Source organism: Flavobacterium panacagri, from assembly GCF_030378165.1.
Classification (GTDB): Bacteria; Bacteroidota; Bacteroidia; order Flavobacteriales; family Flavobacteriaceae; genus Flavobacterium; species Flavobacterium panacagri.
On the sequence record NZ_CP119766.1, the window covers coordinates 3286049 to 3308115 of the forward strand.

The following is a 22067-nucleotide window of genomic DNA, read 5'->3' on the forward strand; positions in this document are numbered from 1 at the left end:
CTCAGATGCCACATAAGTTTTGGGTTAAGTTAATTAGTGAGTTCAAATTCTAAAACTTCACTTTCTGTTCCGTTAATTATAATCGATAATTGATGAATTCCAGTATAAAAAACTCTTGTTGTAATTAACTTAAAAGACTGATTTCTTTCAATCTTAATCATTTGATTTGGATGATAGATTTTCTCACTGATTTTAAAGACTTTTTTTGCCAGATGCCCTTTTGCTTTTTTGTAATGAACAGCGTATTCTAAACGAACCGTTTTTGGTTCTTCGTTTTTATTGTTTAAATGAAATTGAAACTGAAGATAATCGCCAATTTTTACAGTCGGTGTTTTAATTTCGAAAGACGAAAGTTCAATATTACTGCTTTCTAAACCATAATGACTCAGGATTTCTGGGTGTCCTTGTTTTAATAAAGTTCGGCATCCGTGTTTGATAATTCCATCAGTTTCTTTGCTATGGCCTTTCCATTTACAAGCAATTTCTAATACTATCTGCGGATTATCTTTGGCAATATCATTTAGATTATTGGCGACACTTCTTCGGACATATTCTGATGGATCATTTTTGAGATTCTCTAAAATTAGAAGAATAGAGGATGGATCTTTCTTCAAAAACGGAATCGCCATAGCCCAAGGCAATCTCGGACGTGAGCCTTCACTGGCTAAACGACGCACATGATGATTTTCGTGTAATGACCATTTGATCATTTCGTCAATCATTTGTTCTTTGTATTTTAAGATGAAAGGGCGAACGGCAAATTCACAACTGATAAACTGTGTTACAGAAACAAAGGCTTTTTTGGAAGTTTCAAAATCTTCTAAACCGTACATTTCAACATAATCTGCAAAGAAAATGAAGGCCAGATTACTGTCGGCAAAATTATTTTTTCTTAAGTTTTCTATGATTTTGTCAATTAAAGAAACGGCTTCAGGGAAATTTTGAGGTATAAACTGATGAAAAACAACAGTGGTATGTTTCATTCTTTCTTTCCATTCTTTTTGGGCGAAATTTCCATCAAAAATAGCTTCAATAAATTTTTGTTTATTGAAAGCCGGATAGACTTCAGCGACAGCCTGACTAAAATTTTGGTAAAAAGAAACCGAATAAATATCTTTAATTAATCCCATGATTTTTGTTTGAATAAACCTCAAAGATATTTAATTGATCTCTTATTAAGAGATTAAGTTTTGTTAAGAATTGTAACTTTATTTTCCTTAATATCTTAATGGTTAAAAAAGAGATGTTTAATGTTTTAAGTAATTTTTCGGACAAAGTAAACTTTTAATTCCATAAAATAAGTTCTAATTTAGCGTATTATTAAAAACAAGAAAATGATAAGTAAAGTTCAGTTTCAATCAGAGTTACAGCTTTTGATAAGCAATGCCATTAGAGAAGATGTTGGTACAGGAGATTACAGTTCACTGGCCTGTATTCCTGATACGGCTCATGGTCAGGCAAAATTATTAGTAAAAGATCAGGGAATTATTGCTGGTGTTGAACTTGCTAAAATGATATTTGAATACGTAGATCCTAAGCTGAAGGTAAAAACGTATATCGAAGACGGAACCCATGTAGAATACGGAGAAGTAGTTTTTGAAGTTTCAGGAAGTTCACAATCTATTTTAAAAGCCGAAAGAGTGGTTTTAAATACGATGCAGAGAATGTCGGCAATTGCTACTAAAACGAATCAATATGCACAGCTTTTAGAAGGAACCGGAGCTAAAATTCTGGACACTCGAAAAACAACACCCAATTTTAGAGTAGCGGAAAAATGGGCAGTAAAAATTGGTGGAGGAGAAAATCACCGTTTTGCCTTGTATGATATGGTAATGTTAAAAGACAATCATATTGATTTTGCTGGTGGAATTACTCGTGCTATTGCTAAAACAAAAGAATACTTAAAAGCAAATAATCTTGATTTGAAGATTATTGTAGAAGCTCGTAATTTGGATGAAATTAGAGAGATTTTACAGAGCGAAGGTGTACATAGAATTTTGATTGATAACTTTAATTATGAAGATACCAAAGAGGCTGTAAAATTGATTGGTTCAAAATGCCAGACAGAATCTTCAGGGAATATCAACGAGAAAACCATTCGTGAATATGCCTTATGCGGTGTAAATTATATTTCGTCAGGAGCTTTAACTCATTCTGTGTATAATATGGATTTGAGTCTGAAAGCTTTTTAGGGAAGTTATGCCCCGAAGCTTCGGGATGAGTTATAAGTTATGAGTTAATTTTTGGTAATCTAAAATCTATCCCGAGGCTTCGGGACTAAAATCTAAAATCAAAAAAATATGTCGCAAGAGATAGAAGCTCGGATTGAGAAATTGCCTGTTATACGCAATCTGGCCCGACTTTTAAAAAGAATAAAATTACCTTGGTTAGAAGGTTTTTCGCTGTATGATCTGCTTGAAATGTACACTTTAGGGATTCTTGAAGGTGCATTTTCTTATCATGCCAGTGCGGTTTCTTTTAGCTTTTTTATGGCTTTATTTCCTTTTGCGCTATTTATTCTGAACTTAATTCCGTTTATTCCTATCGATAATTTTCAGGAAGATTTTCTGCAGTTTGTCCAGCAGAGTGTTCCTCCAAATACTTACGATGCTATTAGCAAAATCATCAGCGATATCTTAAATAATAGTCACTCGGGCTTATTATCTTCGGGTTTTTTGCTTTCAATTTTTTTGATGGCCAACGGGATTAACGGAATCTTAAGCGGTTTCGAATCTTCTAAACACGTTTTTGATAAAAGAGGTTTTTTTAGGCAATATTTAGTTGCGCTTGCCATTTCACTTGTAATGACGGTTATATTGTTTGTTACAGTGGCTACAATTGTTGTTTTTGAGGTCTTCATTCAAAAAACAATTATTCAGGATGTGTTGAGCGATCGTATTCCGCTGATTATTTTAGGACGATATTTATTCGTTATTCTGATGATTTTGATAACATCTTCAATATTATTACGTTATGGTACAAAACAGTACAATAAAGTATCTTTTATAAGCATCGGTTCTGTTTTTACAACCATCTTGATTGTTATATCTTCGTTCTTTTTTGGGATTTGGGTTATAAAATTCTCAAAATATAACGAACTTTATGGTTCAATTGGGACATTATTAATTCTAATGTTTTATATTTGGATAAACTGTATGATTCTGCTTTTAGGGTTCGAATTGAACGCTTCTATCAGAAAATTAAAACAAAAAAAAGAAAAATAATATGAAAAATTTGATGCTAACTATCGGAGTGTTCTTCTTTGCGCTGACCATGCAAAGCCAAGGTGTAATTGGAAAATGGAAAACTATTGATGATGAAACAGGAGAGGCTAAATCGGTTGTAGAAATTTACGAAAAATCAGGAAAAATATACGGGAAGATTGTAGATATACTTCGTGAGAATCATAAAAAAGATGTTTGTGTAAAGTGTGATGGTGCTGAAAAGAACAAACCAATTTTAGGAATGGTAATTATAAACGGACTTAAAAAAGACGGTTCAGAATATAACGGAGGAACAATTTTAGATCCAACAAGCGGTAAAAAATATAAATGTTATATTTCATTGGAATCTGCAGATAAATTGAAACTTCGCGGTTATGTGGGAATTTCTTTGATGGGAAGAACGCAATACTGGACACGAGTAAAAAATTAATTCTAAAATCTAAATGCGAAAATTAGCTTCGATAATTTTATTCTTAGTCGCAGTTTCAAACAGCTTTGGACAATCTAAGAATTCGCCATTACAAATAAGTCATCTTAAGGGTGACTTTTATGTTTATAGAACCTTTAATGATTATAAAGGAAACAAGATTTCTGCCAATGCCTTATATCTGGTAACAGATAAAGGCGTTGTGCTTTTTGATGCACCTTGGGATAAAACACAGTTTCAGCCGTTATTGGATTCTATCAAAGCAAAACATAATAAAGATGTTATTATGCTTTTTGCAACGCATTCTCATGAAGATCGTGCAGGAGGATTTGATTTCTACAAGAAAAAAGGAATCAAAACGTATTCAATAAAACTGACCGACGATATTCTGAAAAAAAGCAAAGAGCCAAGAGCAAAATTTATAATTCCGAATGACACAACATTTACAGTTGGTCAGTATAAATTTGAAGTTTATTATCCTGGAAAAGGTCATGCTCCAGACAATATTGTAGTTTGGTTTGATAAAGAAAAAGTGCTTTATGGAGGCTGTTTTGTAAAAAGTGCCGATGCGCAGGATTTAGGTTATTTAGGTGATTCTGATGTAAAAGAATGGAAGAAATCGATTAGTAATGTAAAAACTAAATTTAAGAATCCAAAGTTTATTATTCCGGGTCACGATGATTGGAAGAATATAGAGTCTTTAAATCATACTGGCAAATTGGTTAATGATTATTTGGCTAATTCTTTGAAGAAAAAGTAGTTTTCAAATATGAAAGCCTTGTATGTTTTGAGTTGAAAAATAGTTTAAATTTGTATTTATATTGTAAAGAGGGATAAGATGACTGTCACGGATAAAAATATATTAGAGGCTTATTCAAATTTATTTGAAGGACTTAGTTTTTCAAATAAAATTGAACTTATAGAAAGACTAACAAAATCTATAAAAAGCAATAAATCAAAAGAAAATGATTTCTATAAATCTTTTGGAGCCTTTGCTTCTGAAAAATCTCCAGAAGAAATAGTTTCTGATATAAAAGCCAATAGAAACTTTAAGAATAAAGAAATTAAGTTTTAATGGGATATTTATTAGATACAAGTATTTGTGTATTCTTTTTAAGAGGAAAACTTAATCTTGATAAAATGCTGAAACAAGTAGGTTTAGAAAATTGTTATATTTCTGAGATAACAGTTGCTGAACTTCGCTTTGGAGCTGAAAACAGTGATGATCCAATAAAGTCTAATAAAGCAGTTGATGTTTTTCTAAGAGGATTAACAATACTTCCGATTTTTGGGTCAATTAAAAGATATGCAATTGAGAAAGTCAGACTTAGAAAAATTGGAAAACCTATAAATGATGAATTTGATCTTTTGATTGGAGTAACTGCAGTTGAGAATCAATTGATTTTGGTTACAGATAATACTAAAGATTTTAAACTTTTAGACGGAATTAAAATGGAGAATTGGTTTGAAAGAAATTAAACATTATCAGTTCAAATTAATTCTTCAATCTTTTTAAAATTTCTACATGTTTTTTATCGAAGTTATTTTACCGCTTTCCTTAGCAAAAACTTTTACATATCGTGTTTCTGAGGCTGAATTCCATTTTATAAAAAAAGGAATGCGCGTGGCAGTGCCTTTTGGTAAAAGCAAAATTTATACGGCACTTGTATTAGATGTGCATGAAAATGCGCCTACACTATATGAAGCCAAAGAAATTCATCAGATTTTAGACGAAAAACCAATCGCAACCGAAACTCAGATAAAACACTGGCTTTGGGTGGCGAATTATTATATGTGTGGTATTGGTGATGTGTATCGAGGTGCTTTTCCTAGCGGATTGTTGTTGGAAAGTGAAACAGTTGTTTCGCATAAACCAGATGTTTTGGTAAATGATTCTGAACTTTCAGATGATGAATTCCTGATTTATGAAGCACTCCAGCATCAAAGCTCGCTTACAGTTCATGAAATTGCTTCTATTTTAAATAAGAAAAACATACTTCCTGTTCTGCAGAAATTAATAGCGAGAGATATTATTTTTCTGGAAGAAGAAATCAAAGAAAGCTATAAGCCTAAGTTAGTTCGATATGTGAAATTACATTCTAAATACGAATCGGATAATGGACTGGCAGAATTACTTGAAACTTTAAAAAATGCCAATAAACAAAGAGAGATTGTTTTGGCTTATTTTCAACTTAGCGCTTCAGAAAAGAAACCAATTACGGTTAAGAAATTGACTGAAGTTTCCGGATCAACTTCTACTGTTGTGAAAGCTTTAATAGAAAAGGAAATCTTTGAAGAATATTATTTGCAACAGGATCGTGTTTCATTTAATGGAGAAAAATCAAAAAAAGAACTACAGTTAAGTGAGGCGCAAGAAAAAGCTTTTCTGGAAATTAAAGAAAGTTTAGCAGAGAAAGAAGTTTGTCTGTTGCATGGTGTTACTTCAAGTGGAAAAACAGAAATCTACATTAAATTAATTGAAGAATATTTAGAAACAGGAAAACAGGTTTTATATCTGCTTCCGGAAATTGCACTTACAACACAATTGGTTTCGAGATTACGTCTGCATTTTGGAGATAAAGTGGCTGTTTTTCATTCCAAATACAGCAATAATGAAAGAGTTGAGGTTTGGAAACAGACACTCGAAAATTCCCCAAAGGCTCAGATTGTAATAGGAGCAAGGTCAGCTTTGTTTTTGCCTTTTAATGATTTAGGATTGTTGGTTATTGATGAAGAACACGAACAGACCTTTAAACAGACCGATCCTGCGCCAAGGTATCATGCGAGAGATGCTGCAATAGTTTTGGCTAATTTTCATAATGCCAAAGTATTATTAGGTTCTGCAACTCCAAGTATCGAAACCTATTTTAATACAAAGAGTGATAAATATGGTTTGGTTACCCTTTCAGAACGTTATAAAAATGTCCGCCTTCCTGAAATTATTTTAGTTGATCTAAAAGACAAGTATTTTAGAAAAAGAATGACTGGTCATTTTAGTGATGTTTTGACCGAAGAAATTGCTGAGGCTTTATCGTTGGGAGAACAGGTAATTTTGTTTCAAAACAGAAGAGGATATTCTCCTGTAATTGAATGTATGACTTGCGGACATGTACCGCATTGTCAGCAGTGCGATGTGAGTTTAACTTATCATAAAAATAAGAATCAGCTAAGATGTCATTATTGTGGTTATTCGATTGCAAAACCAACCCATTGTCATAGCTGTTCCAGTATTGATTTGACAACTAAAGGTTTTGGAACAGAACAAATAGAACAGGAGTTGTCTTCCATTTTTCCAAAAGCAAAAATTGGAAGAATGGATCAGGATACCACTCGTGGTAAATTTGGATTTGAGAAAATTATCGATACTTTTAAAAATAGGGAAATTGATGTTTTGGTTGGAACGCAGATGCTGGCCAAAGGCTTGGATTTTGATAATGTGAGTTTGGTTGGAATTATGAATGCAGACAATATGCTTCATCATCCGGATTTCAGAGCTTTTGAGCGCAGTTTTCAAATGATGACACAAGTTGCAGGAAGAGCAGGAAGATCTGAAAAACAAGGAAAGGTTGTGATTCAGACTTACAATCCAAATCATAATACCATTCAGCAGGTTACCAACCATAATTATATAGGTATGTATAAGGAGCAGTTATACGATCGTCAGATCTATAAATACCCACCTTATTTCAGAATTATAAAACTGACTTTGAAACATCGTGATTACGATAAACTTAAAGAAGGGGCAATGTGGCTGTATCAGGTTTTAAGTCAGAATTTAGGTGTTCCGGTTTTAGGCCCAGAAGAACCAGCAATAAGCAGAATCCGAAATGAGTATATCAGAACTATCTTAATTAAGATTCCGCACAATCAGCATTTGGGGAATACAAAAAAAACTATTCAGAAAATGCTGAATAGTTTTGAAGCTGTGGCTCAGTACAGAGCTATAAAAGTTGTTGTGAATGTCGATTTTTATTAGTCGTAATTAAGAAGGAGTAGAAAGTGCTTTTACTAAGTCTTCTTTTTTGTTACGGCTTAAAGGTATTTTTGTAATGCCAATTTCGGCGAATTTGCTATTAAAACGCTCTACCTTATCTATATTAATAATGTATGATTTGTGAACACGAATGAATTTGTCTTTTGATAAATCGTTTTCAAAAGATTTCATTGTAGAAAGAACCAGGTTGCTGTCATCTTCTGTTACTACTCTCACATAATCACCAAAAGCCTCAATCCATTTTATTTTTGAAGTGAAGATTTTAAGCTTTTTTAAATTACTTTTGATGAAGATATGTTCGCCTTCTTCTTCTTTGACATCTTTTTTAAGTAAGTGCATGTCAATTGCTCTTTTAACCGAAGCATTAAAACGGTCAACAGCAATTGGCTTCTGGAGGTAATCAGTAGCATCGTAATCAAAAGCTTTTAAAGCGTATTCTGCTTTAGAAGTAATAAATATAATTTGTGGTTTTGATTTTAATCCATCAAGGAAATCAAAACCATTGATAACAGGCATTTCTATATCAAGGAAAATTAGGTCAATATTATTCAGGGAGATACAACTTTTTGCTTCAATTGCATTCGAAAAGTCACCAATTAAATGCAAGCCTGGGTGATTATTAACCAATTTGGCAATAATTGTCCTCTGTATAGAACTATCATCTACAACAACACAATTTAGTTTCATAACATGTCAATTTAAAATAAATTCAGGATAGCAGTAGTAAATGTATTGTTTTTTTTGGAAAAAAAACTAAAATGAACGCATATTTTTTGCATTATGACGAATAAAGGAAAAAAAGTGTTGTGTATTTAAATTTAATGATTACTTTTGCACCCAATTTTAACAAATAAATATTGTATTTATGAATCATTATGAAACTGTTTTCATTTTAAATCCCGTTTTATCTGAGGTTCAGGTGAAGGAAACAGTAACGAAATTTGAAGAATTTCTTACTAGTAGAGGAGCTGAAATGGTATCGAAAGAGGATTGGGGTCTTAAAAAAATGGCTTACGAAATCCAAAACAAAAAAAGTGGTTTTTACCATTTATTCGAATTCAAAGTAGCTGGAGAAGTTCTTGTAGCTTTTGAAACTGAATTCAGACGTGACGAAAGAGTTATGCGTTTCTTAACTGTAAGTTTAGACAAACATGCTATTTCATGGGCGGAAAGAAGAAGAGCTAAATTAAAATCTACTAAAGCGTAATTATTATGTCTACAATTGAGCAATCTGCAAAAGGAAAAAAAGACGGAGATATCAGATATTTAACGCCTTTAAACATTGAAACTAACAAAACTAAAAAGTATTGCCGTTTCAAAAAATCAGGAATCAAATACATCGATTATAAAGATGCTGATTTCTTATTGAAATTCGTAAATGAGCAAGGAAAAATTCTTCCTCGTCGTTTAACTGGAACTTCATTAAAATACCAAAGAAAAGTTTCTGTAGCTGTAAAAAGAGCTCGTCACTTAGCTTTAATGCCATACGTGGCCGATTTATTAAAATAATTAAAAACTCTAGTCGCTGGTTTCTAATAATAGAACCTAACTTCTAAAATATAAGGACAACAACATGGAACTTATTTTAAAACAAGACGTACAAAACTTAGGATTTAAAGATGATGTAGTATCTGTAAAACCTGGTTACGGTCGTAACTTTTTAATTCCTCAAGGATTTGCAGTTTTAGCAACTCCTTCTGCTAAAAAAGTTTTAGCTGAAAACCTAAAACAAAGAGCACACAAAGAAGCTAAAATTGTTGCTGATGCTAAATCTTTAGCTGAAACTATTAAAGCTCTTGAAATTAAAATTAGCGCAAAAGCTGGTGGAGAGAAACTTTTTGGTTCTATCACTAATATTGATATCGCTGAAGCTTTAGAGAAATCTGGAAATGCTATCGATAGAAAATTCATCACTAGCGGTATCGTTAAACGTATTGGAAAATACAATGCAAGCATCCGTTTACACAGAGATGTAATCGTTGAATTACCATACGAAATCGTTGCTGAAAAGTAATAGTTTTATTCGCTATATAAAAATCCCGATGAAAGTCGGGATTTTTTTGTTTTATCTAATTTTAGAATGTTTAGAATTTTTTGTACTGCAATAAATCTAAGATCTAAAATTTAAAATCTAAAATTTAATGAAATACACAAGATTAACAAAAGAACAGTTTGATGAATTACATGCTGAATTTGCAAGTTTTTTGGCAACTCAAACAATTGATAGAAAAGAATGGGAAGAGCTTAAAGAAAATAAACCTGAAGTAGCAGAACAAGAGCTGGATGTGTTCTCAGATTTAATCTGGGAGGGTGTGTTGTCGAGAGCAGAATATTTGGAACATTTTTCTAAGAATCATATTTTTTTGTTTCATTGTTTTGATACTTATATAAAATCGATCGTTTTGAAATCTCTGTCACCTGAGACGGATTTTTTAACAAAAGAAGGACTTCAATGGTTAAGTGATAATATGTTTACAGATAATATTGAAATGAAAGTAGGGAAAAAAGTGTTTACTGATGAAAGAAATATTTCAATTTTTGAATTGATTAAACAAGGTGCATTTTTAAGTGACGGACAATTATTTAACCAAATTAATACGATTATTGAGTCGTAATTAGGTTTGTAATGTTTTTTGAAAGGCAAATGATTGAATGTTAATTGTTTGCCTTTTTTGTTGTTTTTTAACTTTTGTTTAAGTTTGTTTTGATTTTCTTCTAGGTGTTTCTACTTGTTTTCCTTCTTTTTTTCAAAGTTTTAGCAAATTAATTAGCGACATGCTTTTTTTAGTGTATTTGGTCTGAATTACGGATAGTTTTATCGATAAAATTTCAATAAATGTAAGATTATACTTTAATTTTTGTTATTTAACACTTTTTGTTGAACTTTTATTTAAGAAAATTTTTATAACATAATTTTGTTAAAATAGTAGGTTTTTCTGATGTTTTCAAAGGGTGTTAAAATTTGATTTTTCATTTAAGATAAAAATTATAAGAATTTTATCCTTGTTTTATGTTTTGGTTTTTTTTAATTTTAATATAGAAAAGTTAAACAAAATTTTGTTTGTGCTTTTTTCCAAAACCAAATTATAACCTAAAAAATCTGCGTATGGAATTGACAATTACTTTATTTATCAATTTTATTTTAGCTTTATTTTTTATCCTATTTAGCTTAATTCATCTTAGTGATGGATATAACCCTTATTCGATTTCTAAATCTATTTTTTTACCCAAAATTATATTGTTTAAATTTCTGTTTTTTATATACCCTGCTCGGCGTATTTATGAGAAACAGCAAAACTGTTTGTGCTGATATAAACGAGTTCAGATCGTAAGAATTATTTTGAAGCGATTTTAAGAAAGATTAATCAACTTTCTTTTAAGTTTTGAACCTAACTATATAAAAGAGAATTTCCCCAATTCTACGTCAACTAAAAATTTTCATTATGAAAATTAGACCTGCAACAAATCACTCCTCTGAGAAAATTGACTACAATCAATTTTTCTCAAAAAAGACAGAACATTTTTTACTTCAGAGAAGTAAGGTTTGTTCTCTGGCATATTTCGGTATGTCGAATTCAACATAATTTTTTTGCCGAAACATAATTTTGAACCTTTAGAGGGTTTGTAGATTTTGTTTTAACTGTTTGATTTTTAATTGATTGTTCAATTGCGTAGGTGTTTGCACTTACTGCAAGAGGTGTTTTATTGTCCATTTTCTAATCTTCCAAATTATGAAAAAAAACTTTACTTTTTGTAATCTCAAGTATCAAATGAGATTATTGGGACTTTTAACTTTATTTTTTTTATGCACTAATGCATTCTCTCAGACTATTTGCAGACCCGTGTCTCAAACTAATAGTCAAGGAGGATTATTATGCGTAGGATTAAATGTTGATAGTCCGGCCAACGCTTACGATAGCGCGGGTTTAACGACTTATGCAACTCTAACTAATGCTGTTGGAGTAGGTTGTTTTGTTGAAGAAACGATGACTTTAAACCAGACGGCGAGGGCTGGCGATCAAATTGCCATTTATTTTGGTACGGGCAACGGTCTGCTTGACGTTGGTTTGTTATCAAATGCTTCACTTCAAGCAAAAAATTCGGGTGTCAATGTAGGTTCGAGTGTGGCTCTAAATAGTCCGCTGTTGAACCTGAACTTGTTAAATGGCAATACTGTTGCAGTGGCAAAGTATACTGTAACAGGTGATACAAATCAAATTCAGATTCAGGTTGGAGGACTGGTTAGTCTTCTGGTTAGTCTTCGAATTTATGATGTTCGTTTAGAATTTGCGCAGCCTACTGTAACTGGTGGTTTATCGCAAACCGTTTGTGCTGGATCTGCAACAACCTTAACAGCTACCCCAGCTGCTGGAACTACACTAGCTTGGTATAGTTCAGCTTCTTCTACGACACCTTTAGCTACTGGAAATACATATACAACTCCAGCTTTGTCTAATACTACAACATATTATATAGGTATCTCTAGAACGGCAGGCTGCGAAGGCAATGTTCGTGTGCCGGTTGTTTTAAATATTTCAAATCCGGTTGCGCCGGCAATTAGTAATTCTGGACTTACAGTTTGTTCTACAGGAGCAACACAGCAGACCACTTTGTCTGTTTTAAATCCTGTACCAGGAACTACTTATTCATGGTATTCTGCAGGAAGTGGAGGTACCGCATTAGCAACGGGTACAACTTATTCACCAACCGTTTCATTAGGAACTACTCCGTTTTTTGTGGAGGCCTCTATAGGAAGCTGTATTAGTTCTAGAGTACAAACGAATGTTGTTTCTACAGCTGTTCCGGCAAATCCAACGGTTTTAACTCAAAGTGTTACAATTCAATCAGGTCAGAATGCAACCCTTATGGCTTCCAGTTCTGAACTAGGGGTACAGCTAAATTGGTATGAAGCTGCTACTGGTGGTTCGCCAGTTGCATCGAATACAGCTACTTTCGTTACTCCAATTTTGACAGCTAACAAAACTTATTACGTAGAGGCACAAAGTCCTAATGGAAGTTGTCCTAGTGCTTTAAGAATTCCAGTAACAGTTACTGTGCAGCCTGCATCTTTGGTTGGCTGTCTTGAAGCAAGCAGTCAAGCAATAGTTCAAAATGGTTTGTGTTTGTTATGTAGTTCTGCAAATCCAAATAATTCTGTAGATGGAAATACCGCAACAGCAACGCAATTATCTGTACCAGTTGGATTAATTAATGGATGGATTCAACAGACAGTACAATTTGCAAATCCGGGTAAAGCTGGTGATATTGTAGATGTTGATCTAGAATTGCCAGGCGGAATAGCGGATTTATCATTATTAGGGGCTGTAAGTTTAGCTACTTATAATGGTGCCACGTATAATAATGATAGAGTTGCAGTTAATAATCCATTAATTACTTTACAATTATTATCAGGTAATCGTTTTAGAGCTAGTGTTGTTGCTGGTGCTAACTTTGATCGTGTAGAAATTCGATTAGGTGGTCTAGCAACAGTATTAACTACTGTAAATATTTATCAAGCAACATATAGATATAAAGCTCCAGTGATAACTGGAAATACTACAGTTTGTAGCGGACAAGCTACTACATTAACAGCATCTTTAGCTGTTGGTGAAACTGTTAATTGGTATAGTGCAGCGACTGGCGGAACTTCATTAGCTTCTACTGCTTCATTTACTACACCAGTTTTAACGGTTCCAACTACATATTATGTTCAAGTAGCAAGAAATGGTTGTGTTAATAGTGAGAGAAATCCAGTTCAGGTTTTGGTAGATATTCCTGTAAATCCTGTAGTAACTTTTTCTCCTACGACTATTTGCAGTGGACAGTCTACAACTATAACAGTTCAGACTCCAATTGCAGGTACTATTTATAATTGGTACGATGCTGCAACAGGTGGAAATTTAGTATTTACTGGAACTTCATTTACAACTCCAGCTTTGGCAGTAAATACTAATTATTATGTAGAAGCAGCTATAGGAAGCTGTACGTCATTAAGTCGTACTCCAGTTGATTTAATTGTTAGCCCTGTGCCAGCAACACCAACATTTGCATCATCAGATGTAATTATTCATTCTGGACAAACAATTACATTGGCTGTTCAAAATCCAGCAGCTGGTGTTCGATACAATTGGTACGATGTGCCAACAGGAGGAGCTTCGATAGTTTTTGATGCTACCAATTATACTCCAAGTCCGGCATTAACAGCAAATAAAACCTATTATGTTGAAGCAGTAAATATTTTAACAGACTGTGCTAATTCTGTTAGGGGAGTAATTAATGTTATTGTGATTCCTAATGTAACTACATGTTTACAAGCAAATGCTCAAACAGTATCTTCTGATCCAACACTTCCAGTTTCGTTATGTCTTGGTTGTAATGTTTTAAATGCAAATGACGCTGTGGATGGAAACATTAATACTTATTCACAGTTTACTGTACCAGTTGGTTTAGGTGGATATATTCAGCAAAGTTTAACTTTTGCTACTCCTGGACAAACAGGTGATATAATAGATGTAGAATTGGAAATTCCAGGCGGAGTTTTGGATATATCAGCTTTATCCTATATCAGTTTAGCAACTTATAACGGAGCAGCTTTTAATAATGATAGAATTTCAATTAATAATAATTTATTAAATATTCAATTATTAACAGGAAATAGGTTTAAAGCTAGTTTTACAGCAACGGCACCATTTACGACACTTGAAGTTAGATATAATGCAGGAGTTTCACTTTTAACAAATTTATATCTTTATCAAGCTTCTTACAGATTTCCAAATGCGGCTGTAACAGGAGCGGCAAATCCAATCTGTGTTGGGCAGAGCGCTACCTTAACTCCAGTTTCTACAGGAGGGGAAACTTTTACTTGGTATACGGTGCCTACAGGAGGAACTGCAATAACACCGACACCTGGAGGTGTTTTAACAACGCCAGCTTTATCCGCTACAACTACGTACTATTTACAAGGAACACGTTTAGGCTGTGATAATAGTTTACGCCAAGGAGTTACAGTTACTGTGCTGCCAATTCCTACAGATGCAGACATAACAGTTACAACTCCTATTGAAGCGACTTGTGCCGGAGGAGCAGTTATAGCACCTTCAACAACTATTGCAGGAGCTCAATTTAGATATTATACAGATCAAGATAAAGCAACAGAAATTGTAGATGGAAGTACAATTGGAACTGCGTCATTTACAAAAGATCCAGTAACAGGTGCACTTACAATCACAGGACTTACAGCAGGAACTTATAATTATTATATTTCTATTTTAAATGGTGGAACTTGTGAAAATTTAAATAACACATTAAAACAAGTTACGGTTAATTTTCCTTCGACTACACCTTTAACAGTAATTGCTACTCCATTGGTAGCTTGTGGAAGCGCTAATTTAAGAAATGGAATTACGAATTTTGATTCTACTGGAAATACAACATATACGTTTTATGATTCTTCAAATAATGTAATTACTTCAGATGCTGCATCGAATATTACAATAAGCGGAGTTTATTCGGTAGAGGCTCAAGATAATACTTCTACTTGTCCATCTGCTAGAGCGTCAATAACAGTAACAATTAATGCTTTGCCAAGTTTAGTTATAACAAATCCACAAGAATCAGTGAATGTAGGTTCAAATGTAACCTTGGCAGCTGTTTCAACTGGAAGTGTTTCTTGGTATGATCCGCAAGGAAATCCTTTACCAAGCGGAACAACAGGTGTTTTAAATATTCCTGGTGTTTATACTTATACAGCAGTAGCAAGTGACGGAATTTGTACAGCCACAGCAACAAAAATAATTAATGTAATTGATCTTAGCAGCTGTCAGACTTTAGCAGAAAGAGTTTATGCTACCGGACAAACATCAGGTTCAATCATTACGGGAACTGTTACTGCTGGGACAAATGCTATAGATGGCAATCCTCAAACATTCTCAACTATTACTACAGGTTTAGGACTTCTAGGAGTAGGGACAACATGGCAGGATTTGACTTGGCCAACAACAATTGCAAAAGGAACGCCAGTTACAATTAAACTAGGTTCAGAGTATAGTTTACTGGCTGTTGGACAAAACTTATCAGTAGTGGGATTGAACGGAAGTACGCCAATTGGAGCAATGCAGTCAGTTTCAGGATCATTATTGAATTTAATTTCAGGAGATAATACTTATGAATTTACTTTTGTTCCTTCGGATGCTTCAGGCCCTCAGGATTATACAGGAATTCGTATTCAATCAGCTTCAGTTGTAAGTGTTGCTCAAAACACAAAAGTATTTGATGCGCATTACAATAGACCAGTTTCATCCGTAGCATGTACACCAGGGGATATTCAGGATATATTTTACGGAGCAACAGATTTAGGGCTTCCAGTTGGAGCAGTTACTGGTACAGTTGGAGTAAGCGACGCATGGAATATTGCAGATAATGATATTACTACATTTGCAACAATGTACAGTGCAGTGGGAGTTTTAACTGCTGCAGATTTGACAGTTCAGTTCAAAACTCCATCTGTTGTGAGTGATACTTTAAGAATTGTAATATCTAAACCAGGAACACTTTTAGATGTAAATTTATTGACTGGATTTACAATTCAGCGTTATTTAGGTAATGTTGCTGTTGGAGCTCCGATTCAAAATACAAGCACATTGTTAAGTTTAAGACTGCTTCCAGGGAATTCTTTAGCAATGGTATTAGTTTCTTCTCCAACAGAAATCTATGATAGAGTTAGAATTCGTTTTGGAGGAGTAGCAGGTGTATTAGATTTCTTAAGAGTTCATACGGTAGAAAGAACGGCTAATACAACAGTTATAGGAGCAGATCCTCAGAATAAAATAACAGTCTGTCCAGGGTCAGACATCACGCTTCAGATTCCTGAAGATGCTTGTTCTACCTATATTTGGTATGATGCAATAACAGGAGGAAATCCATTAGCATCTGGTATTAAATACACGGTACTAGCAAATTTAGCGGCAGGAATTTATAAATACTATGTGCAACCGGTACGTTATGGTTGTGAAACTTTTGCAAGAGGGGAAGTAACCGTTGAGGTAAAAGCTTCTGCTCCAGTAAATGCTTTAACAGATATTACTTTAAATGGAGGAACAACTACTTCAATTTGTTCAATTTCAGGATCAGTAACATTAGCAACTAGCTTAAGTGGAACTCCAGTTTTAACTAATCCAGTATACCACTGGTATAGCTTGAATGGAACAACTCATCAGTTAATTCCAGGCGAAACAACCTCACAATTAGTTGTAAACGGATTATTACCAGGAACCTATACTTATTATGTTGGAGTGAGCTCAGATCAATTCTGCGAAACTTCAGAAGCAGATAGAAAACAAATTACGTTTACAATTCTGCCTCCTTCAACAGTAAATGATATTTTGGTTGATGATGTAACAGTTTGCCATAGTGTACCAGCTTCATTAACACCGACAGCACCTTCATTAACTAGTCCAGTATTTACCTGGTATTTGGATGTTAATAAAACACAGCCAATTACAAGTGGTTCTGTTATAGCAGGAGTAACTTATACAATTGATGCTGCTGGTGTATTGACAGCTGTTGGATTGACAAAAGCAATGAGTCCAATCACTTATTATGTTGCGGTTTCTAGCAGCAATACATGTGAGAACCTAGCAGGTACTTTGCAAGATGCAGTGATTATAATTAGTGATCCAAATACACCAACAACAACAGATACAACACAAGATTTTTGTTCTGTAATTACCCCTACAGTTGCAAACATTCAAGTAAATGAAAGTAATGTTGTATGGTATAATGTCGAAACAGGAGGAACTCCGTTAGCATCGACTACAGCTTTAGTAAATGGAATTTATTATGCTGCAGCGACAGATGCAATTACTGGCTGTGAAAGTAGTATAAGATTGGCTGTTACAATTTCAATAAATGATCCAGGAACACCGACATTAGTAACAGCAGGAACACAGAATTTCTGTTTAGTAAACGCTCCGACATTTGCAAGTATTCAAACTAACGAAAGTAATATAGTTTGGTATACTGCTTTAACTGGAGGAACATTGATTCCATCAACAACTGTTTTGACAACTGGACAGTATTTTGCAGCAATTTCAGATCCAGCAACAGGCTGTGAAAGCGCCGTAAGATTAACAGTTGATGTAATAGTTAGCGATCCGGGAACACCAACATTGGTAACAGCAGGAACTCAGAATTTCTGTTTAGAAGATGCACCTACATTTGCGAGCATTCAGACAAACGAAAGTAATATTGTATGGTATACGGCTTTAACCGGCGGAACATTAATTCCATCTGCCGCAGCATTGACAACCGGAACATATTATGCTGCTATCAGCGATCCGGCAACAGGCTGTGAAAGCGCTTCTAGACTAACAGTAGAGGTTATTGTAAATGATCCGGGGACACCGACTTTAGTAACAGCAGGAACTCAGAATTTCTGTTTAGTAAATGCACCGACTTTTGCAAGTGTTCAATTCAATCAAAGCAATATTATCTGGTATACAGCTTTATCAGGCGGAACAGTAATTGCGCCAACAACAGCGTTAACAAGCGGTACATATTATGCATCAATTTCAGATCCAGCAACAGGCTGTGAAAGTGCATCAAGACTAACTGTTGATGTAATTGTTAGTGATCCGGGAACACCAACATTGGTAACAGCAGGAACTCAGAATTTCTGTTTAGTAAATGCTCCAACATTTGCAAGTATTCAAACTAACGAAAGTAATATAGTTTGGTATACTGCTTTAACTGGAGGAACATTGATTCCATCAACAACTGTTTTGACAACTGGACAGTATTTTGCAGCAATTTCAGATCCAGCAACAGGCTGTGAAAGCGCCGTAAGATTAACAGTTGATGTAATAGTTAGCGATCCGGGAACACCGACATTAGTAACAGCAGGAACTCAGAATTTCTGTTTAGAAGATGCACCTACATTTGCGAGCATTCAGACAAACGAAAGCAATATTGTATGGTATACGGCTTTAACGGGCGGAATATTAATTCCATCTGCTGCAGCATTGACAACCGGAACATATTATGCTGCTATCAGCGATCCGGCAACAGGCTGTGAAAGCGCTTCTAGACTAACAGTAGAAGTTATTGTAAATGATCCGGGGACACCGACTTTAGTAACAGCAGGAACTCAGAATTTCTGTTTAGTAAATGCACCGACTTTTGCAAGTGTTCAATTTAATCAAAGCAATATTATCTGGTATACAGCTTTAACAGGCGGAACAGTAATTGCGCCAACAACAGCGTTGACAACAGGACAATATTTCGCAGCAATTTCAGATCCAGCAACAGGCTGTGAAAGTGCTGTAAGACTAACAGTTGATGTAATTGTTAGTGATCCGGGAACACCGACTTTAGTAACAGCAGGAACTCAAAACTTCTGTTTGGTAAATGCACCGACTTTTGCAAGTGTTCAATTCAATCAAAGCAATATTATCTGGTATACAGCTTTAACAGGCGGAACATTGATTCCATCAACAATAGCGTTAACCAGTGGGACATATTACGCAGCAATTTCAGACCCAGCAACAGGTTGTGAAAGTTCAGTAAGATTACAGGTTGCAGTAAGTGTAACTGATCCAGCTACGCCAACAACAAATGCGACGACACAAACTTTCTGTTCTGGAGTAAATCCAACAGTTGCTAACATTCAAGTGAATGAAAGTAATGTAGTTTGGTATACAACACAAAATGGGGGAACTGCATTAGCTTCAACGGCTGTATTAACAACAGCTACATATTTTGGAGCTATAAAAGATCCAGTAACAGGATGCGAAAGCAGTGTGAGATTACAAGTAGCAGTTACAGTTGGAAACACAATAAATCCAACAACAAATAATACTGCACAAACTTTCTGTTCTACTACGGTACCTACAATAGCTAATATTCAGGTAAACGAAAGTAATGTAACTTGGTATACAGCTGCAACAGGAGGAACGGCACTTCCAGCAGGAACAGTATTGACTTCAGGAGTTTATTTTGGAAATATTGTGGATGCTGCAACAGGTTGTGAAAGCACAACACGTTTACAGGTAACAGTTACAGTTGTCAATCCTAGTGCAACACCAACAACAAATAATGCGACTCAGAACTTCTGTACGCTCAATTCGCCAACAGTTGCGAATATCCAAGTGAACGAAGCAAATGTAGTTTGGTATACAACAGCAACTGGAGGAACGGCACTTGCAACAACTGCAGCGCTTACAACAGGTATCTATTATGGAGCAGTTTCTAGTGCGATTGGTTGTGAAAATCCAGTTAGACTTGCTGTTACTGTAAATGTAAATGCACCAAGTGTCATTACAACTACAAATACAGCTCAGAAATTCTGTTTATCTGCAGTGCCAACATTAGCTAATATTCAAGTAAATGAAGCAAATGTAGTTTGGTATGCTGCTGCGACAGGAGGAACTCCATTGGCTGCTAATACCGCACTTACAGCAACAACTTATTATGCTGGAGCTTTAGCGAATACGACTAATGGCTGTGATAACGGATCAAGATTGGCAATAACTGTTTCATTTGAAAATGATGCGGCTTATCAAATTGCAACAACAGATGATACGCCTTGTGTATTCAAAGGTGTGACATACTCGATCGCTAATGGAAAATCTGATTATGTATGGACAATTAACGGAGGTACAATTGTTACTGGAGGAGGTACAGCAGACGGTTCTGTTACGGTTTCTTGGTCAGATGTAGGCCCTGGAACAGTTACGGTGTCTTATATCAATACTTGTGATGAAAGAACAACTAAAACATTAAATGTTAGTGTAACAAGCTGTTCTGACTTAACAATCACTCATACGGTTGATAATCCAACTCCAAATTTTGGTGATAAAGTAACTTTTACAATCACAGTTAACAATGTTGGAGAAGGGGATTTTATCAATACAATTGTGAGCAATTTGCTTCCAAGCGGATTAGAATTGGTAAGTTCATCTACAACTTCAGGAACATACGATCCAAATACACAACTTTGGACAATTCCAAGATTAAATGCAGGACAAAGCGTGGTATTAACAATCGTTGCAGAAGTATTGCCTAACGGAAATTATACTAGCGTTGCAACAGTTGAAACTTCGACTCCTTTAGATGTTGATGCATCGAATAATTCAGCTTCAGTTACATTAGAACCAATTTGTTTGACAGTTTACAATGAGTTTACGCCAAATAATGACGGTAAAAATGATCTGTTCAGAATTGACTGTATCGAATCTTATCCAAACAACGAGTTGAAGGTATTTAACAGATACGGAGCATTAGTGTACAGTAAAACACACTATGAAAATGATTGGAACGGAACTGCAAATGTATCCGGAGTTGTTAATAGAGGAGATATGCTGCCAACAGGTACTTATTTTTATGTGATCACCATCGGAGATGGAACGGTTAAAAAAGGCTGGTTATCTATTATGAGATAAGCCACTTCTATTAATCATCTAATTAACTAAATTAAATAAGTATCGTTATGAAACTATATATAAAATCATTAGAAACGTATTTCATTTTAATATGTTCTCTTATTACGGTTTGTGCAACAGCGCAGCAAGATCCTCAATATACACAGTATATGTATAACACTATGGCGGTAAATCCAGCGTATGCTGGATCTACCGGAACCATAGAAGCAGCACTTTTATATCGTTCTCAATGGATTGGAATTGATGGCGCTCCAGAAACGCAGTCATTTTCTATTCACTCCCCTCTCCGAAATGAAAAAGTAGGTTTGGGATTAAGTGTTGTTAATGATAAAATAGGCCCTTCTAATGAGCTGTATTTTGATGGAAACTTTTCTTATTCATTACCTTTAGGATATGAAAAAAGACTTGCTTTTGGTTTAAAAGCAGGAGCAAGAATGCTAAACATCGATTGGTCAAAAGGAAGATATTATGACAACGATGATGTTTTGTTAAATCAAAACATTAATAATCAAATGAAATTGGCAGTGGGAGCAGGAATTTATTATTACACTGATAAATGGTATGTAGGAGCCTCTGTTCCAAATTTTATAAGAAATGATTACTATGACGATGTTCAGGAATCTATAGATTATGATCGTATGCATTTCTTTTTAATGGGAGGTTATGTTTTTGATTTGAATCCAAATTTAAAATTCAAACCAGCATTTTTAGTAAAAGCAGTTAGCGGAGCACCGATTTCCGCAGATATATCAGCAAATTTTATGATTCAGGAAAAATTTGTCATAGGAGGAGCATATCGAACAGATGATTCTGTGAGTATACTGGCAGGTTTTCAGATTGCACCAAGTTTTTATCTCGGATATGCATTTGATTACACTGTAAGTCAATTGAATAAATACAACGATGGTTCTCATGAGATCATCTTGCGTTATCAATTCGTGAAAAATCAAAGCAAAATCAAATCTCCTCGATTCTTCTAAAAAATA

Annotated in this window: 15 protein-coding genes; 13 read left to right on the top strand and 2 right to left on the bottom strand. The window is 34.5% G+C overall.

Features of this window, described 5'->3' with window-relative positions:
- Nucleotides 1-29: 29 nt before the first annotated feature.
- Entirely contained in the window at nucleotides 30-1130 is a 1101-nt protein-coding gene (locus tag P2W65_RS14540; protein ID WP_289658417.1) for a DNA alkylation repair protein, read from the bottom strand.
- Between the two features lie 204 nt (nucleotides 1131-1334).
- Here P2W65_RS14540 and nadC point away from each other — a divergent pair, with 204 nt between their 5' ends.
- From nadC to priA, 7 genes are all read left to right on the top strand, one after another.
- Nucleotides 1335-2192, top strand: a complete 858-nt coding sequence (nadC, locus tag P2W65_RS14545; protein WP_109192846.1) for a carboxylating nicotinate-nucleotide diphosphorylase — start codon at nucleotides 1335-1337, stop codon at nucleotides 2190-2192.
- Between the two features lie 108 nt (nucleotides 2193-2300).
- A complete protein-coding gene (locus P2W65_RS14550; protein WP_179003340.1) occupies nucleotides 2301-3224 on the top strand; it encodes a YihY/virulence factor BrkB family protein in 924 nt (307 codons plus the stop codon).
- 1 nt (nucleotide 3225) lies between these two features.
- Nucleotides 3226-3654, top strand: a complete 429-nt coding sequence (locus tag P2W65_RS14555; RefSeq protein ID WP_179003341.1) for a DUF2147 domain-containing protein — start codon at nucleotides 3226-3228, stop codon at nucleotides 3652-3654.
- Between the two features lie 13 nt (nucleotides 3655-3667).
- Nucleotides 3668-4411 (top strand): subclass B1 metallo-beta-lactamase, encoded by a 744-nt coding sequence (gene bla-B1-FLAV, locus P2W65_RS14560; RefSeq protein ID WP_289658421.1) that lies wholly within the window; start codon nucleotides 3668-3670, stop codon nucleotides 4409-4411.
- A 78-nt stretch (nucleotides 4412-4489) separates the two neighbouring features.
- The gene (locus tag P2W65_RS14565; protein WP_289658423.1) at nucleotides 4490-4726 is read left to right on the top strand and encodes a hypothetical protein; all 237 of its coding nucleotides are present in this window, start codon (nucleotides 4490-4492) and stop codon (nucleotides 4724-4726) included.
- On the top strand, nucleotides 4726-5130 hold the full coding sequence (locus P2W65_RS14570) for a type II toxin-antitoxin system VapC family toxin (protein WP_289658425.1): 405 nt from the start codon (nucleotides 4726-4728) through the stop codon (nucleotides 5128-5130). Before P2W65_RS14565 ends, P2W65_RS14570 begins: the two co-directional genes overlap by 1 nt.
- A 46-nt stretch (nucleotides 5131-5176) precedes the next feature.
- Nucleotides 5177-7627, top strand: a complete 2451-nt coding sequence (gene priA / locus P2W65_RS14575; protein WP_289658427.1) for a replication restart helicase PriA — start codon at nucleotides 5177-5179, stop codon at nucleotides 7625-7627.
- 6 nt (nucleotides 7628-7633) lie between these two features.
- Here priA and P2W65_RS14580 read toward each other — a convergent pair whose 3' ends face one another.
- Nucleotides 7634-8332, bottom strand: a complete 699-nt coding sequence (locus P2W65_RS14580) for a LytR/AlgR family response regulator transcription factor (protein ID WP_091497027.1) — start codon at nucleotides 8330-8332, stop codon at nucleotides 7634-7636.
- Between the two features lie 178 nt (nucleotides 8333-8510).
- On the opposite strand from P2W65_RS14580, the gene rpsF reads away from it, so the two are divergent.
- The 6 genes from rpsF (at nucleotide 8511) to P2W65_RS14610 (ending at nucleotide 22061) form a co-directional block, all read left to right on the top strand.
- Entirely contained in the window at nucleotides 8511-8852 is a 342-nt protein-coding gene (rpsF, locus tag P2W65_RS14585) for a 30S ribosomal protein S6 (protein ID WP_026729424.1), read from the top strand.
- A gap of 5 nt (nucleotides 8853-8857) precedes the next feature.
- Nucleotides 8858-9154, top strand: a complete 297-nt coding sequence (gene rpsR / locus P2W65_RS14590) for a 30S ribosomal protein S18 (RefSeq protein WP_002987043.1) — start codon at nucleotides 8858-8860, stop codon at nucleotides 9152-9154.
- Nucleotides 9155-9218: 64 nt separating this feature from the next.
- Nucleotides 9219-9659 (top strand): 50S ribosomal protein L9, encoded by a 441-nt coding sequence (rplI, locus tag P2W65_RS14595; protein WP_289658479.1) that lies wholly within the window; start codon nucleotides 9219-9221, stop codon nucleotides 9657-9659.
- A gap of 127 nt (nucleotides 9660-9786) precedes the next feature.
- Nucleotides 9787-10260 (top strand): DUF6495 family protein, encoded by a 474-nt coding sequence (locus P2W65_RS14600; protein WP_289658481.1) that lies wholly within the window; start codon nucleotides 9787-9789, stop codon nucleotides 10258-10260.
- 1116 nt (nucleotides 10261-11376) lie between these two features.
- On the top strand, nucleotides 11377-21081 hold the full coding sequence (locus P2W65_RS14605) for an Ig-like domain-containing protein (protein WP_289658483.1): 9705 nt from the start codon (nucleotides 11377-11379) through the stop codon (nucleotides 21079-21081).
- A 47-nt stretch (nucleotides 21082-21128) separates the two neighbouring features.
- Nucleotides 21129-22061 carry a PorP/SprF family type IX secretion system membrane protein gene (locus tag P2W65_RS14610; protein ID WP_289658485.1) on the top strand — a complete coding sequence of 311 codons (933 nt, stop codon included), beginning with the start codon at nucleotides 21129-21131 and terminating at the stop codon, nucleotides 22059-22061.
- The last annotated feature ends 6 nt before the right edge of the window (nucleotides 22062-22067 follow it).

Bases quoted from the DNA above. Each gene is read 5' to 3' on its own strand.
- P2W65_RS14540 (WP_289658417.1), bottom strand. From the start codon at position 1,130: ATGGGATTAATTAAAGATATTTATTCGGTTTCTTTTTACCAAAATTTT.
- nadC (WP_109192846.1), top strand. From the start codon at position 1,335: ATGATAAGTAAAGTTCAGTTTCAATCAGAGTTACAGCTTTTGATAAGC.
- P2W65_RS14550 (WP_179003340.1), top strand. From the start codon at position 2,301: ATGTCGCAAGAGATAGAAGCTCGGATTGAGAAATTGCCTGTTATACGC.
- P2W65_RS14555 (WP_179003341.1), top strand. From the start codon at position 3,226: ATGAAAAATTTGATGCTAACTATCGGAGTGTTCTTCTTTGCGCTGACC.
- bla-B1-FLAV (WP_289658421.1), top strand. From the start codon at position 3,668: ATGCGAAAATTAGCTTCGATAATTTTATTCTTAGTCGCAGTTTCAAAC.
- P2W65_RS14565 (WP_289658423.1), top strand. From the start codon at position 4,490: ATGACTGTCACGGATAAAAATATATTAGAGGCTTATTCAAATTTATTT.
- P2W65_RS14570 (WP_289658425.1), top strand. From the start codon at position 4,726: ATGGGATATTTATTAGATACAAGTATTTGTGTATTCTTTTTAAGAGGA.
- priA (WP_289658427.1), top strand. From the start codon at position 5,177: ATGTTTTTTATCGAAGTTATTTTACCGCTTTCCTTAGCAAAAACTTTT.
- P2W65_RS14580 (WP_091497027.1), bottom strand. From the start codon at position 8,332: ATGAAACTAAATTGTGTTGTTGTAGATGATAGTTCTATACAGAGGACA.
- rpsF (WP_026729424.1), top strand. From the start codon at position 8,511: ATGAATCATTATGAAACTGTTTTCATTTTAAATCCCGTTTTATCTGAG.
- rpsR (WP_002987043.1), top strand. From the start codon at position 8,858: ATGTCTACAATTGAGCAATCTGCAAAAGGAAAAAAAGACGGAGATATC.
- rplI (WP_289658479.1), top strand. From the start codon at position 9,219: ATGGAACTTATTTTAAAACAAGACGTACAAAACTTAGGATTTAAAGAT.
- P2W65_RS14600 (WP_289658481.1), top strand. From the start codon at position 9,787: ATGAAATACACAAGATTAACAAAAGAACAGTTTGATGAATTACATGCT.
- P2W65_RS14605 (WP_289658483.1), top strand. From the start codon at position 11,377: ATGAAAAAAAACTTTACTTTTTGTAATCTCAAGTATCAAATGAGATTA.
- P2W65_RS14610 (WP_289658485.1), top strand. From the start codon at position 21,129: ATGAAACTATATATAAAATCATTAGAAACGTATTTCATTTTAATATGT.